This window comes from Rugosimonospora africana, assembly GCF_016862975.1.
Lineage (GTDB): Bacteria > Actinomycetota > Actinomycetes > Mycobacteriales > Micromonosporaceae > Rugosimonospora > Rugosimonospora africana.
This window is the reverse complement of sequence record NZ_BONZ01000112.1, coordinates 1-15,591: the sequence shown is the minus strand read 5'-3', so window position 1 is coordinate 15,591 and position 15,591 is coordinate 1. Positions and strand designations below refer to the sequence as shown.

10 protein-coding genes and 1 pseudogene are annotated in these 15,591 nt (G+C 71.2%); 8 read left to right on the top strand and 3 right to left on the bottom strand.

The features are described 5' to 3' along the window. Positions 1–20 precede the first annotated feature (20 nt). On the bottom strand, positions 21–1,733 hold the full coding sequence (locus tag Raf01_RS45495; protein ID WP_203924394.1) for a type 2 periplasmic-binding domain-containing protein: 1,713 nt from the start codon (positions 1,731–1,733) through the stop codon (positions 21–23). A gap of 185 nt (positions 1,734–1,918) precedes the next feature. Between Raf01_RS45495 and Raf01_RS45490 the strand changes: the two genes are divergently transcribed. Further along, positions 1,919–4,354, top strand: a complete 2,436-nt coding sequence (locus Raf01_RS45490; RefSeq protein ID WP_203924393.1) for a TIM-barrel domain-containing protein — start codon at positions 1,919–1,921, stop codon at positions 4,352–4,354. 198 nt (positions 4,355–4,552) lie between these two features. Then, on the top strand, positions 4,553–5,767 hold the full coding sequence (locus tag Raf01_RS45485; protein ID WP_203924392.1) for an ROK family transcriptional regulator: 1,215 nt from the start codon (positions 4,553–4,555) through the stop codon (positions 5,765–5,767). Positions 5,768–5,828: 61 nt separating this feature from the next. On the opposite strand, the gene Raf01_RS45480 is transcribed toward Raf01_RS45485, so the two are convergent. Together Raf01_RS45480 and Raf01_RS45475 are read right to left on the bottom strand one after the other, a co-directional pair. Continuing rightward, a complete protein-coding gene (locus Raf01_RS45480; RefSeq protein WP_203924391.1) occupies positions 5,829–6,317 on the bottom strand; it encodes a type II toxin-antitoxin system HicB family antitoxin in 489 nt (162 codons plus the stop codon). Next, on the bottom strand, positions 6,314–6,727 hold the full coding sequence (locus Raf01_RS45475; RefSeq protein ID WP_239134502.1) for a DUF4352 domain-containing protein: 414 nt from the start codon (positions 6,725–6,727) through the stop codon (positions 6,314–6,316). Before Raf01_RS45475 ends, Raf01_RS45480 begins: the two co-directional genes overlap by 4 nt. Before the next feature lie 178 nt (positions 6,728–6,905). Here Raf01_RS45475 and Raf01_RS45470 point away from each other — a divergent pair. The 6 genes and pseudogenes from Raf01_RS45470 to Raf01_RS45445 all read left to right on the top strand — a co-directional run. Next, a pseudogene (locus Raf01_RS45470) lies at positions 6,906–7,097 on the top strand (hypothetical protein); the annotation flags it as partial. Between the two features lie 253 nt (positions 7,098–7,350). Continuing rightward, a complete protein-coding gene (locus Raf01_RS45465) occupies positions 7,351–10,221 on the top strand; it encodes a glycoside hydrolase family 3 protein (RefSeq protein WP_239134495.1) in 2,871 nt (956 codons plus the stop codon). A gap of 77 nt (positions 10,222–10,298) precedes the next feature. Next, complete coding sequence (locus tag Raf01_RS45460) at positions 10,299–11,291, top strand: LacI family DNA-binding transcriptional regulator (protein ID WP_239134494.1); 993 nt, start codon at positions 10,299–10,301, stop codon at positions 11,289–11,291. A 118-nt stretch (positions 11,292–11,409) separates the two neighbouring features. Beyond that, positions 11,410–12,234, top strand: a complete 825-nt coding sequence (locus Raf01_RS45455) for a PHP domain-containing protein (protein ID WP_239134493.1) — start codon at positions 11,410–11,412, stop codon at positions 12,232–12,234. A gap of 65 nt (positions 12,235–12,299) precedes the next feature. After that, on the top strand, positions 12,300–13,322 hold the full coding sequence (locus tag Raf01_RS45450) for a galactose-1-phosphate uridylyltransferase (protein WP_239134501.1): 1,023 nt from the start codon (positions 12,300–12,302) through the stop codon (positions 13,320–13,322). Between the two features lie 208 nt (positions 13,323–13,530). Continuing rightward, positions 13,531–15,525: a S53 family peptidase gene (locus Raf01_RS45445; protein WP_203924388.1), complete on the top strand. Its 1,995-nt coding sequence runs from the start codon at positions 13,531–13,533 to the stop codon at positions 15,523–15,525. Positions 15,526–15,591: the final 66 nt, after the last annotated feature.

Sequence of the window (15,591 nt, the reverse complement as noted above, 5' to 3'; positions counted from 1 at the left end):
GGCCGGACGCCCCGTCGCCCCTACTGACCGGTTCCGTACTTGTCGCGGATGCCGTCGTAGAACGTGCGCAGCGCGTCGCCGCCCTGCTTGCGCCAAGTGGCGACGGCGTCGGTAAAGGCTGAGATCGGCTTGCGACCGAACCGGACGTCGTCGATGGTGTCGTCGACCGGTTTGTTGATCGAGCTGTACTGCGAAGGCTCCGCGATGTTCATGTCGTAGAACAGCGGTTTGACCGCGCGGGCGACCGCCTGGCCCTGCCAGGTGGCGTAGTCCTTGGCGACCTGCGTGAAGCCGTTGCTGACCGTGGTCGCCGCGGGCGGACACGCCAGGAACTGGTAGGTGGTGGCCACCTCCTTGTTGCCGGCCGAGGTCAGCACGGGGTTGCCGTCGACCATGGTGTAGTCCACGCCCTCGTCGCCGAAGTTCACCTTCAGCCACTCCGCCGAGCCGTACGGTGCCGCGAAGTAGTTCGCGATCGCCAGGCACTCCTTGATCTGAGCGTCGGAGAGCTTCTTGTTGAGGTAGCTGAACATCGCCGCGCCGTTGCCCAGCTCGATGGTCGGCGTACTCTTGCCGTCCGCGGCCATCAGCGGCAACGCCTGCCGGTTGTAGCCGGGATTCGCGGCGGTGCCCGACTGCGCGTCGGAACCGTTCCAGGCCCCGGTGCCGTCGACCTCGAAGTACACCTTGCCGCTCCAGAACCTCTGCTTGCCGTTCTGGTTGGTGTTGGCCACCGCGTCCGGGTGCATGTACCCGGCCTTCACGATCTTGACCTGCCAGTTCAGCGCCTCGACGATCTGGTCGGTCTCGTACTTGTAGATGAGCTTCCCGGCGCTGTCGGCGGTCCAGTGGTTGGTGAACTGGAAGAGCTGGCTGGCGTATGCGGCGGACTGACCGAACAAGTCGTCGAAGGCCCACACGCCGGAGCTCGCGTGGGTCAGCTCCTTGCCGAGATTGAACAGGTCGTCGGCGGACTTGAGCTCGGCGGTCGAGACACCCAGCTTGTCGAGCAGGTCCTTGCGGTAGAAGTAGGCGCCGTTGAAGACCGCGGCCGACGGGTACGTCGGGATGCCGTACAGCTTGCCGTTCCACACCCCGGCCGCCCAGGCGGCCGCCGGCACGTTGGCCAGGTTCGGGTACTGCTTGACCTTGTCGCCGGCCAGGTACGGGGTCAGGTCGGCGAACTTGGTGCCCATCGCCTCGCCGAGGTTCAGCTGGACGTTCAACCAGCCCGGGATCATGATCCAGTCAGGCAGCTTGTCCGCCGCGAACACGGGCGGGAGGATGTTGCCGTAGGTGTTGCCGTCCGACGGCTGGAGTTTGAGCGTCGCGCCGATCGCCTTGTTGACCGCGTCGTAGTACTTGTTGCCGGCCGAGGGCGGGATTGCCCCCCAGAGCGGGGTCATGGTCGTGTAGCTGCCGCCGGAGCCGACCGCGCCGCTGACCGTGGTCACCGGGCTGGCCGGGTACTTCAGGAAGCACGGGTCGGAGATGGCGCCGTTGGCCCCGGTCACACTCGGGACGTCGGCGGTGACCGAATGGTTGGGCAGGTAGCTGGGCAGCGCGCGTTGCAGCTCGTTCTTGCCGGTCGTACCTGGACCGCCACTGCCCTTCGAACCACAGGCCGACAGCAGTGGCGACGCCACGGCCGCCCCGACCGCGACAGCCGCGGCGGAGAGCAGGCCGCGCCGGGAAACGGCGAGGGGCACCGATGGCGAAGCTTCGGGTGGCATGACGGATCACCCTTCGGGTGTATGGAGACGGGGGTGTGAAGGCGGCGCAGACATTGACGTCAGTTAGTTGGGCTGGACGCTAAACAAATTAGACGACAGGGCCATGGACCACAAGGCACCGCTCGTCCAAGCCGCAATCGGTAGGAAGGTTGACGTTCGTTTGGTTAGTCGGAAAACTAATTCGCATGCCCTACCGCCCGCCACTGGTACCTCACGAGCTGTTCGTCGCCGACCCGATCGACCTCCCGGTGCGCCCACCGGGCGCGGGCGGGCTGTCCGCGCTCGTCCGCGCCGAACTGGTCGCCACCGACCGCAACGGGGTGAGCGTCAAGGCCGTCACCGCCGACGGCCAGGTACTGACCGCCGAGATCAGCGCGGCCGGCGAGGGCGTCGTGCGCGTCCGGCTCGCCCAGGACCTCGACGTCCGCTCCCGCTCGGCGACCGTGGCCCAGTTGGTGCGCCCGGCGACCGACCCGCAGGCCCGGGTCGAGGTCGAGGACCGACGGGTGCGGCTGCGCACCGGCCCGCTCACCGCCGAGATCACCCTGGACCCGTGGCACCTGCGCTTCCTGGACGGCGACGGTCGCGTACTGGTGGCCGAGGATCCCGGTGAGGTGGACATCAGCGGACGGATGCGCACCCTGCCCCTGGGACGATCCACGGTGGACGGTGTCGTCGCGGCGTACCACGAGAGCTTCGCCGCCGCCGCCGACGAACACTTCGTCGGGCTCGGCGAGAAGTTCACCGGCTTCGACAAGCGCGGCCAGCGCGTGGTGATGTGGAACTACGACGCGTTCGGCGCGGAGTCCGAGCGCTCCTACAAGAACGTGCCGTTCTACCTGTCCAGCCGCGGCTACGGGGTGCTGGTCGACAGCGGTACCGCGACCGAGTTCGACATCTGTCACTCCACGCACAGCAGCCTGCAGATCGTCGTACCGGACGACCTGATCGACTACTACGTGCTCGCCGGGCCGACCCCGGCGCGGGTGCTGGCCCGGTTCGACCGGCTCACCGGCGCGCCGACGCTGCCGCCCAAGTGGGCGTTCGGCACCTGGATCTCGTCCGGCTTCTTCGTCGACACACAGGAGGCCGTGCTGGCCCGGGCGCGTCGCATCCGCGCCAGCGCCATCCCCTGCGACGTGCTGCACCTGGACTGCTACTGGCAGACCGAGGGCCACTGGTCAGACCTGCGCTGGGACGCGGAGCGTTTTCCGGACCCGGCCGGCATGCTGGCCACGCTCGCCGAATCGGGGTTCCGGGTCTGCCTGTGGATCAATCCGTACATCAGCCAGTTCAGCCCCGACTTCGCCGACGCGGCCGAGCGCGGGTACTTCCTGCGCCGCGCGGACGGCTCGGTCTACATCGCCGACGTCTGGCACGGCAGCCACCCGGCGTCCGGCATCGTCGACTTCACCAACCCGGCCGCGAGCGCCTGGTACTGCGACCGGCTGCGCGGGCTGCTGGAGCAGGGCGTGGCGGTGTTCAAGACGGACTTCGCCGAGGGGGTACCGGTCGATTCGGTGGCGTCCAACGGCATGAGCGGTACGGTCCTGCACAACGTCTACAGCCTGCTCTACAACGACGCGGTGGCGGACGCGACCCGCCAGGTCGCCGGGCACTCGATGGTGTGGGCCCGCTCGTCGTTCCTGGGCGGGCAGCGGCACTGCGCCCAGTGGAGCGGCGACACCAACGCGTCGTACCCGGCGATGGCCAGCACCCTGCGCGGCGGCCTGTCGCACGGGCTGTCCGGCGTACCGTTCTGGAGCCATGACGTGGGCGGGTTCTACGGCACCCCGGTGCCCGACCTGTACTCGCGCTGGGCCGGTTTCGGCGCGCTGTCGCCGCTGGTGCGCTTCCACGGCACCACGTCCCGGCTGCCCTGGGAGTTCCCGCCGGAGGCGGAGCGGGACGCGGTCGCGGCGCTCCGGCTGCGGTACGAGCTGATGCCGTACCTGTACTCGGCCGCCACCGACTCGGCGCGCACCGGGCTGCCAATGATGCGCCCGCTGCTGGTCGAGTACCCGGACGACCCGGCCGCCTGGCAGGCCGACCTGGAGTACCTCTTGGGTCCCGACCTGTTGGTCGCGCCGATGACCGACCCGGCCGGCGTGCGCCGGGTGTACCTGCCCGAGGGCGACTGGGTCGACTACTGGACCGGCACGGCGCAGGCCGGCGGCCGCTACGTCACCATCGCAGACGACTGGTCTGGGTCGTCGCGCGGCGTCAGACGCGCCGAGCCAGACTGGTCGGACGACTGGTCTGGGTCGTCGCGCGGCGTCGGACGCGTGCCACTGTTCGTCCGGCTGGGCGCGCTGATCGCGACGACCGATGCCGGCGACACGGTGGGCGATGGCGCGTTCGGGGACCTGACCCTGGTCAGCTGGGCGGCCGGCGGGGACGGCGAGACCGGTACCGTGGTTTCGGACGTGTCCGGCGACACCCGGATCACCGCCGTCCGCCAGGACACCCGGCTGGACATCGTGACCGACGGCCCGGCCCGGGTACACGGGGTGGTCTTCGCGCCGGTGGCGGGGGCGCAGCCGCCTGAGGTGGTGACGGTGGACGGGGTGGTGGCGACGCTGGAGACGGTCGACGGGCGGCTGACCGCGCGGCTGGCCTGACGGACACACGCGGGGACCGGCCGGGGTGATGCGGGCACAGTCCCCGGCCGGTACAGTTTTGTTGGATCTACAAACAAAAGGAAGGTTGCCCGGCTGCCGGACCGGCGCAGAGCCCAGCCCAGGCCAGCCCAGGCCAGCCAGCCCGGGCCAGCCAGCCCAGCCCGGCGAGAACCAGCCCAGCGAGAAGCGGGACACACCTTGACGACGACGTACACCGGCCCCGCGCCGGCGGACTTCACCGACGTACGCGCCACGAACCTCGCGGTCGTGCTCGACTACGTACGCACCAACGCGCCCTGCTCGCGGGCCGACATCGCGGCGTCCACCGGACTGAACAAGGCCACCGTGTCCAGCCTCGTCGGGGAGCTGATCGAACGGCGGCTGCTGCGCGAGACCGGGATGACCGAGCGGCGCATCGGCCGCCCGGCGACGATGATCGTCCTGGACGGCGCGCCGTACGCCGCGATCGGCCTGGACGTCGGCACCGACCAGCTCACCGTCATCGCGGTGGACCTCGGCGGCGAGCACCTGCTGGCCTGGCGGCGCGCCTTCACCGGTCGGGGCGCCACACCGGGCAGATCGGTGGCCGCGATCGCGGCGCTGGCCCGGCGCGCCCTGGGCCGCCTGGCCGACCAGGGTCGGCAGGTGCTCGGGCTGACCGTCGGAGTCGGCGGACTGGTCGACCCGGACGGGGTGGTCCGGATCGCCACCGGCCTGGACTGGCGCGACGTGCCGCTGCGCGACTCGCTGGTACGGGCACTGGGTGCGCCGGACTACCCGGTGACCGTGGACAACTCGGCCAACCTCGCGGTGCTGGCCGAGCACCGGTACGGGCCCTACGCCGGCACGCCCGACCTGGCGTACCTGACCAGCGGGCCGGGCGTGAGCGCGGGCATCGTGGCCGGTGGCCGGTTGCTGCGCGGTGCCGGCGGGTACGCCGGCGAGATCGGTCACTTCGTGGTCGACCCGGGCGGCCCGGAGTGCAGCTGTGGCCGGCGTGGCTGCCTGGAGGCGGTGGCGGGCGTCGGCGCGCTGATCCGCCGGTTGGCCGGCACGGAACCGGCCGGCGACCTGGAGCCCGAGGTGGCCGGCATCGTGCGCCGCGCCCGCGCGCAGGAACCGAAGACCCTCGCGGCGCTGCACGAGGCCGGTCGCCACCTCGGTCACGGCGCCTCGCTGCTCGCCAACCTGGTCAACCCGAGCGTGGTGATTCTCGGCGGGCACTACGTCCCGCTCGCGCCGTGGATCCTGCCGACCGCCGGCGAGGCGCTGGACACGCTGGTCGTCGCGCCCCAGCCGCCCGGCGCCGGGCTGGTCGCGTCTGCGCTCGGCCATGACGCGGCGGCGGTCGGCGGAGCGGCCGCCGTGCTGGACGCCGTCGAGGCCGGCCGGCTGCCGCTGCCCACGGCCTGATCCGGGTTCGCCCGGCGCGACCAGCCCTGGCGACTCCAGGGTGGCCGGCCCGACAGAGGTGTCAGGCGCTCGTGCGTTCCTGCCGCTGCTTCCGGACCTTCTTGGCGGCTTTCTTGCTCCTTGCTACCCGCGCCCTTCGCTCGGCATGGGCCGGCTGCGGCGCCACCTGCGACACCCGCTGCGGGGATACGGCGAGCAAGGTGGCCGCATCTCGGACGGACAGAGCCGCGTCGCCGACAAGGCGCCCGGCGGCGGCAGCAGTCGCCTCGGCCAGCTCCCGCTCTGCCTTCTGGATGCGTTCGCGTTCGGCGCGTAGCCGTGCAGTGATGGCGTTCAGCTCTGGGTCGCCGATGTTGTATTCGTAGTCGAGGCGTAGGCCATCCTCGGCACCGTCGGGAAGATCCTCGGCCAAGGCGATGACCTCGCGCACCGACCGGTCCAGCGTAGGCAGGTTGCGAGCCCAGGTGTGGACTCCTTGAAGATCCGGTACGTCGGCCAGCCAGGAGCCATCTTCGCGGATGACGTCCACCCGGTAGGTCTTGGCGCTCACTTCAGCCACCCCGTTCCGAACACTGGTTCCATGTCCTTCTCAATGGCCCGCAGTGTCCCTGTAGGGACGCCGAACGCTTTCTGGTTGGATCCGGCGAACGTGCGGGGCTGATCGCCGATGTTCTTGACGGTGACGCTTACCTCGACGAATTGGCCCTGGGCGGACTTGCTGAGGAACTGATCGCCCACCTCCGCCACCCCGTACTTGACGTTGGTGACGGTGAACTCGAACTTCCCGTCACGGGCCGGCTGATTCAGGCCGACCGTCGTCTTCTTCCCGCCGCCGCTGCCGTTCCCTGCGCCCGAGGCAGTGGTGGTGCCCGACGAGCTTCCGCCGCCGTTGAAGGCTGCGATCACCGCGCCCACACCGCAGAGCACGATCACTGCTGCGACCACGATGCCGATCACCATCCCCACCCGCGACTTCCGCTTCCGCGGTGGCGGCGGCGGAACTGGCAAACCGGGTGGCGGTTGCTGGGGATATCCGGGCTGCTGCCCGTACTGTGTCAAGGGCATGTTCGTGGTGGTGTACGTGACCGAGTCGGTTACGTAGGGAACCGCCTACGCGTGCAGCTGCGACTTCCAGCCCGTCGGCCCGGACGGGACAACCTACGACGAGACGACCGCGCTTGGCTGGGAGGACATGGATGCGGGTGACATCCAGTCGGGTCAGAAGAAGTCCGGCACAGTGGTGTTCGACGTGACCAAGGGCAGCGTTCACGAGTACAAGGTGCACCTGGACCTGCAGAGCGATGACGTGGACGCGAACTGGCAAATCTGACCGGCACTCACCCGACTCAATATCCCGACCCGACGCCGTTGACCCGCAACTGCCGGGACATCGTGCGGATCGACGGCGACCTCTTGACGTGGCGCTAACCGCGGGGCAACCTAACGGAAATCGCTATCGAAGCGCTTCGAAGCCTCACTTCCCGGACGACAGCGGCCCGTCCGGGGTCGGTCGAAGCGCTTCGACCTGCCGCGCCGGAAACGCCCCCGGCGCCGGGCAGCGCTACCGGGCCGGGAGGATCGACATGGAAGAGCCGGGCGGCTTTCAGAGCGTGGACCTGCCGCTGGACCAACGGGTGGCCGACCTGATGAACCGGCTCACGCTGGCCGAGAAGGTCGCCCTGCTTCACCAGCACCAGGCGCCGGTCCCCCGCCTCGGGATGGGCGCGTTCCACACCGGCACCGAGGCGCTGCACGGTCTGGCCTGGCTCGGCCCGGCCACCGTCTTTCCGCAGGCGATCGGCCTGGCCAGCACGTGGAACCCGGACCTGGTCGAGCGGGTCGGCGACGCGGTCGGCGACGAGGCGCGCGGGTTCCACCACAAGAACCCCGACCGGGGCGGGCTCAACGTCTGGGCTCCGGTGGTCAACCTGCTGCGCGATCCCCGGTGGGGCCGCAACGAGGAGGGGTACTCGGAGGATCCCCTGCTGACCGGCGTGCTCGCCACGGCGTACGCGCGGGGCCTGCGCGGCGACCACCCCCGGGTACTCAAGACGGCACCGACGCTCAAGCACTTCCTGGCGTACAACAACGAGACCCGCCGGGAGAGCACGAGCAGCGGCATGCCGCCCCGGGTACTGCGCGAGTATGAACTGCCGGCGTTCGAGGCCCCGATCCGGGCCGGCGCCGCGGTCGCCGTGATGGCCTCGTACAACCTCGTCAACGGGCGGCCGGCGCACCTGTCCCCGCTGCTGCACGACGAGCTGCGCGGCTGGAGCGAGCACGACATCGTGGTGGTCAGCGACGCGCAGGCACCGTCCAATGTGGTCGACGCGCAGCACTACTATCCCGACCACGTGTCCGGCCACGCCGCCCTGGTGCGCGCCGGCGTGGACAGCTTCACCGACAACGGCGACCACCCGACGCTCACCGTCGAACGGCTCACCACCGCGCTGGCGCGCGGCCTGCTCACCGAGGCCGACGTGGACGCGGCGGTGCGGCGGCTGCTGCTCCTCCGGTTCCGGCTCGGCGAGTTCGATCCGCCGGAGTCCCACCCGTACGCGGACGTGACCGAGGAGGTCATCAACTGCCCGGAGCACCAGGACCTGGCGGTCCAGGCCGCCCGGCAGTCGATCGTGCTGCTGCGCAACGACGGCATGCTGCCGCTCACCCTGTCCCGGCGCGACCGTGTCGCGGTGGTCGGGCCGCTGGCCGACGTACTGTACGAGGACTGGTACAGCGGCACGCTGCCGTACGCGACGACGGTGCGGGGTGGGCTCGCCGCACGGTTCGACAGCCCGGACGCGGTGCGGTTCGCCGAGGGCGTGGACCGGATCGCGCTGCGCGTGGCGCCCGGGGCGGGGACGGCGGCCGGCCGGTACGTGACCGCGGACGGCTCCGCGCACGGCGGCCCGCTGACGGCCGGCGCCGACTGTGCCGGGCCGGACTCCTGGCTCGACGTCCACGACTGGGGGCACGGCGTGCTCGCGCTGCGCTGCGTGTGCAACGGGCGCTACCTCACCGTGGACACCGGCAAGGCACTGGCCAACGAGTCCCCGCGCCCGGGCGGCTGGGTGGTCAACGAGACGTTCGAGCTGGTCGAGCGCGGCGGCGACACGGTGCTGCGGCACTTCGCCAGCGACCGGTACGTCGCGATCGATCCGGACGGCGCGCTGCGCGCCGTGGCGGCCAGCGGGGCGGAGGCGACCGGGTTCGCCGTCGAACTGGTCAGCGACGGGATCCTGGGGGCCGCCGCGGTGGCCGCGGAAGCCGACATCGCCGTCGTGGTGGTCGGCAACCATCCGCTGATCAACGGCCGGGAGACCGAGGACCGCGCCGACCTGTCCCTGCCGCCGGACCAGGACCGGTTGGTACGGGCGGTGCACGCGGCCAACCCGCGCTGCGTGCTCGTCGTCACCAGCAGCTACCCGTACGCGATCGGCTGGGCGGACGAGCACGTACCCGCGATCCTCTGGTCCGCGCACGGCGGTCAGGAGTTCGGTCGCGCGCTGGCCGACGTGCTGTTCGGCGACACCGCGCCGGCCGGGCGGCTGACCCAGACCTGGTACCGGCACGCCGCCGACCTGCCGGACCTGCTCGACTACGACATCATCGCGAGCGACGCGACCTACCTCTACTTCCGCGGCACCCCGCTGTACCCGTTCGGCCACGGGCTGACCTACTCCCCCGTCGAGTACGACAACCTGCGCCTGTCCTCCTCAACCGTGGAGCCCGACGGCGAGGTGCGGATCAGCCTCGACGTGACCAACACCGGCGCACGGGCCACCGACGAGGTCGTCCAGCTCTACACGCGCCAGCGGACCTCACGGGTCAAGCAACCGGTACGGCAGCTGCGCGGGTTCCGCCGGCTGCACCTGGCTCCGGGCGAACGCACCACCGTCCACTTCGGACTGGCCGCCGCCGGCCTGGCGTTCTGGGACGTCACCCGGCAGCGCGCCGTGGTGGAACGGGCGGCCCACGACATCCTGGTCGGCCGGTCGAGCGCCGACATCCGGTGCGCGGCGACCCTGGACGTGGCCGGGGAGACCATCCCGCCGCGGCGGGCGCTGGACGGCACGGTGTGCGCGGCGGACTTCGACGGGTACGCCGGGATCACCCTGTGCGACGCGGGCCCGGAGCGCGGCGACGCGGTCACCTCCACCGAGCCGGGCGCCTGGGTCTGCTTCGACGGCACTGACTTCGGCGACGGTGCGGCACGGTGCGCGGCCGAGCTGTCGCGTCTCGGCAGCGGCCCGGCCGGGATCACGCTGCGCCTGGACGATCCGCTGGACGGGCCGGTGATCGGGCAGGTCACCGCCGCCTGCCGGGCCGGCCGGTACGAGTTCGTCTCCGCCGGTACGCCGCTGCGCGGCGCGGCCGGGGTCCGCGACCTGTACGCGGTGTTCGACGCGCCCGGCGTCACCCTGCGCAGCCTCAGCTTCCGGGCCGGGAAGTGACCGCTCACCACGCCACGCCACCGGACCGGGTGACGGGACGGCGCCCACCGCCCAACGGCGTCATCACAATCCTGGACGTGGCCCGGCACGCCGGGGTCGCGCCCAGCACCGTGTCGTACGCGCTCAGCGGGAAGCGGACCATCTCGGCCGCCACCCGGGCGCGCGTGCTGGCCAGCATCCGTACCCTCAACTACCACCCGCACGCCGGTGCCCGCGCGCTGGCCAGCAACCGGGCCAACGTGATCGCCCTGGTGCTGCCGCTGCGGGCCGGCATGCACGTACCGGTGCTGATGCAGTTCGCAGTCTCGGTGGTCACCACGGCCCGGGAGTTCGATCAGGACGTCCTGCTGATGACGGCCGACGAGGGGGCCGACGGGCTGCGCCGGATGGATGCCAGCGCACTCGTCGACGGTCTCATCCTGATGGACGTGGAGCTGGACGACGCGCGCATCCCGCTGCTGTGCGAGCTGGACCGGCCGAGCGTGCTCATCGGGTTTCCCGCCCAACCGGCCGGGCTCACCTGCGTCGACCTCGACTTCTACCGTGCCGGGCAGGTGTGCGTGGAGCACTTGGCGCGGCTCGGGCACACCGACGTCGCCCTGATCGGCGCGCCCGGCGCGGTGTACGACCGGGGCACCGGCTTCGCCCGCCGTACGATGGCCGGCTTTCTGGACATGGCGGCGGCGCTGCGCATGTCGGCCGCCGCCGGGCCTTGCGAGCAGGACCCGGTCGCGGTCGGCGCGAGGGTGGACGAGCTGCTGGCCCGGCACCCGGCGCTGACCGGCCTGGTGGTGCACAACGAGGCGGTCGTCGATCCGCTGCTGGCCGCGCTGGTGGCGCACGGGCGGCGGGTACCGGAGCAGGTGTCGGTGGTGGCGATCTGCCCGGACGGCCTCGCCCACCGGGCCACGCCCGCGCTGACCTCGGTGCTGATCCCGGCCGAGGAGGTGGGTACCCAGGCCGTCCGGCTGCTCATGCGCAAGCTGGGCGGCCAGCCGGTGCCCGACTCCAGCCTGCTGCCACCGCGCCTGACCGTGCGGGACAGCACCGCCCCGCCGCCCCGGGTGTGAGTGATTCCCGCCACCTCCGGCGGCAGTCGGGCGGGGGTACGGCCGGACGCCCGGCGAGGCCGCGTGAGCCGCGACACGTCCGGCCGGAGGGTGTGGCCTTCTCTGGCAGACTCGGAACGTGCTGCCCGTCGACAATCATGTGCATTCGCAGTGGTCATTCGACACCGAGGGGCAGGCATCGATGGCCCGGGCATGCGAGCAGGCGCTGGCGCTCGGCCTGCCGGCGCTCGCGTTCACCGAGCATGTCGAGTGGACGGACTGGATCGACGACGACGTCATCGCCACCGACCCGATGACGCTGAAGTGGTGGGACAAGATCCGGCCGCTGGACGTCACCGGATACTTCGCCGACATCGAGGAGTGCCGCGAGCGGTACAAGCCGCTGCGGATCTTCTCCGGCGTGGAGGCGGGCGAGCCGCACCTGTTCGCCGGCAGCATCAAGGGAGTGCTCGCCACCGGCCCGTTCGACCGCGTGCTCGGCTCGCTGCACGCCGTGCCGTACGGCGGCGACCTGGTCGCGGCCGAAAGCCTGTTCCGCCTGCTCGGAAGCTACGACGAGGCGATGCGCTGCTACTTCGCGGAGCTGATCCGGATGATCGAGGGCGTCGGCGAGTTTGAGGTGCTGGCGCACCTGGACTATCCGCGCCGGTACTGGCCGGGCGGGTCACAGCTGTTCGACGAGCCGAAGTTCGAGGAGGAGTACCGGGCGGTGCTGCGCGCGCTGGCCGGTACCGGCCGGGTGCTGGAGGTCAACACGAAGTCGCCGATGGCGACGGCGGACCTGATGCGCTGGTGGCGTGAGGAGGGCGGCCGGGCGGTGTCGTTCGGCAGCGACGCGCACCGGCCGTGGCTGGTCGGAGGCCGGTTCGACGTGGCTGTCGATGTCGTCGAGGCGGCCGGCTTCCGGCCCGGTCGCGACCAGTTCGACTTCTGGCGGCGGTAGGGTTCGCGCTCAGGCCCTGAGCGGGAGCGCTCCGGGCAGCGACGGGGCCGGAGGGGCGGACGTTGATGGTCGAGGTCCGGGTGGACGAGGCGACCGGCGGCTGGAACGTCCTGGCACCCCGGCGGGCCGCCCGACCCGACGAGTCCCGGACGCCCGGATCATCTCCGGCGGCCGGATCATCTCCGGGGCCTACCGCCTGCCCGTTCTGCTGGGGCAGCGAGGCCATGACCCCGCCCGAGGTGCTGCGGGTACCGGCCGGCGCACCCGACTGGCGGGTCCGGGTGGTACCCAACCTGTACGCCGCGGTCGACCCGCCCGGCGACACCGTCCGGGCGCCGGCGCCCACGCCGGAGTCCCCGGCCCCGTTCACCGGCCGGCACGAGGTCCTGGTGGAGTCCGGGCGGCACGACTGGGACCTGCGGCGGGGCGACCCGGACGAGGTGGCCACGATCCTGTTCGCGATGCGTGAGCGCTGCCGGGCGCTGGCCGCGGAAGGACCGGCCGCGATCAGCGTGTTCCGCAACTACGGTGCGCGGGCCGGCGCGTCCCTGGTCCACCCGCACAGCCAGATCGTGGCGCTCGACCAGGCGCCGCCGGGCCTGCTCGACCGGTGGCGGCGTGCCCGCGAGTACCACGACCGGACCGGCACGTGCCTGCACGACGCCGTCGCGGCGGCCGAGCGCCGGGCCGGCGAGCGGATCGTCCTGGACCTCGGCGAGGTGCTGGTCTTCCAGGACCGGGCCGGGTCGGTGCCGCACCAGACGACGCTGATGCCCGCGCAGCGCGCGGCTGGTCTGGGCGACGCGTCCGACCAAATCCTGACGGTACTGGCCGGTACGCTCCCCCGGGTGCTGGCCGGACTCGCGGCGGTGCTCGACGACCCGGCGTACAACCTGGTGGTGCACGCCGGCCCGGTCGGCGACCCGGCGGCGGAGGACTGGTACCGCTGGCACCTCACCATCTACCCGCGGGTCACCACGGTCGGCGGGCTGGAGATCGCGACCGGCGTCGCGGTCAATCCGAGCACGCCGGAGCAGACCGCCGGCGCGCTGCGCGCCGAAATCGCGGGGCGGCCCGCGGCCGGCTGAACGAGCGGCCGGCTCGGCATGCCCGGCCCAGTGAGGCCCGGTTGAGCAGGCTCGCTCACCCTCGTCTTCACCCTTGCGATGACGTGCAATGGTCGCGATCTCCGCATTCGCCGTAATCAACCGATTGTGTGAATCTTGACCGACCGTCGTCGATCCGAGTTTGCTGGACGCCATCGAAAACCTCTTCCGTGTGAGATGGAGGAATCGCATGGAAAGACCGCCGTTTGGCCGGCGGCGCCTGATGGTGGGGCTGGCGATCGCCGCATCCGCGGTGACCGTGGCCGCCCTGGCGCCCGCGGCATCGGCAGCGCCCAGCAGGCACGTCATCGGGGGCAGCGCGCCCGCGTGGCTGGGCCAGGCGAAGGCGCTGAGCGACACCCCCGCCAGCAACCGGGTCGGATTCGGTGTGCTGCTCGGCATGCGCAACAGCAGCGGTGCTGTCTCGACGCTGCAGAGCATCTCCGATCCGGACAGCGCGAACTACGGCAAGTGGCTGTCCGACGCGCAGTTCCGGGCGCAGTACGCCCCGAGCGCCTCGGACGTGTCCTCGGTGCGCGACTGGCTGACCAAGCAAGGGTTCCAGGTCACCAAGACACTCACCAGCGGCATGTACATCGAGGCGAGCGGGACCGCGGCACAGATCGAGAAGACGTTCTCCACCACGGTGAAGAACTACTCGTACCGCGGCAGGACGGTCCGCTCCAACTCGTCGGCGCTGTCGTTCCCGGCCGGTACGCCGGCTGCGGTCACCGGGGTCGTCGCCGGGGTGCTCGGCATCGACCAGGGTTCGCAGTTGCACGCCCCGGCCGACATGGAGCCCGGCCCGCCGCCCGGTGAGCGCTTCGGCGTCCAGCCGTGCTCGGACTACTACGGGCAGAACGTGGCCACCGACAAGCCGTCCGCGTACGGCAAGAAGCAGCCGTACGCGGTCTGCGGGTACGGGCCGCAGCAGTACCAGTCGGCATACGGGGAGAGCAGCCTGCTGCGCTCCGGCGTCGACGGGCGCGGCGTGACGGTGGCCATCACCGACGCGTACGCGGCGCCGACCATCCTGGCCGACGCCCAGAAGTACAACCAGGTGCACGGGCAGCCGTTGTTCAAGCCCGGCCAGTTCAGCCAGATCACCCCGGGGCCGGACGGGTACGACCTGACCGACCTGTGCGGACCACAGGGCTGGTACGGCGAGGAGACGCTCGACGTCGAGGCGGTGCACGCGATGGCGCCCGGGGCGAAGGTCGTCTACGTGGGTGGCGCGGACTGCAGCAGCGGTCTGGACACCGCCTGGGCCGAGACGATCGACAACCACGTCGCGGATGTCATCACCAACTCGTGGACCGACGGCACGGACGACATCGCTGAGCTGGGCCAAGACTACGTGGACTTCTACACGCAGTTCAGCCTCGAGGCGGCGTTGACCGGCATCACGGTGAACTTCTCCAGCGGCGACGCCGGGGACCGCACCGTGGGCGGCACCAACCCGGCGGCCCGGTCGGTCGAGTTCCCGGCCGACTCGCCGTACGTGACCGGCGTCGGCGGCACCAGCGTCGGCATCGGCAAGAACGGGCAGTGGCTGTGGGAGCACGGCTGGCAGAGCTCGTACTCGGCGCTGACCAACGGAGCGTGGTCGCCGGCACCGCCCGGCACGTACGCCTCCGGCGGCGGTGGCGGCACGAGCGTGCTGTACGCCCAGCCCTTCTACCAGAAGGGCAAGGTACCCGCGTCGATCTCGAAGTACTTCGGCGGCAACACGCCGATGCGCGCGGTGCCGGACATCTCGATGCCGGGTGACCCGAACACCGGCTTCCTGGTCGGCGAGACCCAGGTCTTCCCCGAGGGGACCCACTGGGACCAGTACCGCATCGGCGGTACCAGTCTGGCCTCGCCGCTGCTGGCCGGCGTGATCGCGGTGGCGGACCAGTTCGCCCACCGCAAGCTCGGCTTCGTCAACCCGCTGTTCTACAAGCTGTTGAACACGCCGGCGCTGCACGACATCACCGCGCCCACCAGCCCGCTGGCTCAGGTGCGGACGAACTACGCCAACTCGGTCGACAACACGCAGGGCAAGACGTACCAGCTGCAGACGATCGACGTGCAGAGCACCACGATTCACAGCACGCGCGGCTACGACGACGAAACCGGCGTCGGGACGCCGGGCGGTCTCCTGTTCTTCCTGGGGATGCCGCTCGCCGCGCTGTTCCATTAGCGAGTTCACCCGAAAGGGCGGCCCGGCCCCGGATCCGGGGCCGGGCCGCCGCTCGTATCGGCGGGG

Coding starts and splice junctions, on each gene's coding strand:
- Raf01_RS45495 (WP_203924394.1), bottom strand. CDS start 1,733: ATGCCACCCGAAGCTTCGCCATCGGTGCCCCTCGCCGTTTCCCGGCGC.
- Raf01_RS45490 (WP_203924393.1), top strand. CDS start 1,919: ATGCCCTACCGCCCGCCACTGGTACCTCACGAGCTGTTCGTCGCCGAC.
- Raf01_RS45445 (WP_203924388.1), top strand. CDS start 13,531: ATGGAAAGACCGCCGTTTGGCCGGCGGCGCCTGATGGTGGGGCTGGCG.
- Raf01_RS45465 (WP_239134495.1), top strand. CDS start 7,351: ATGGAAGAGCCGGGCGGCTTTCAGAGCGTGGACCTGCCGCTGGACCAA.
- Raf01_RS45450 (WP_239134501.1), top strand. CDS start 12,300: ATGGTCGAGGTCCGGGTGGACGAGGCGACCGGCGGCTGGAACGTCCTG.
- Raf01_RS45475 (WP_239134502.1), bottom strand. CDS start 6,727: ATGGTGATCGGCATCGTGGTCGCAGCAGTGATCGTGCTCTGCGGTGTG.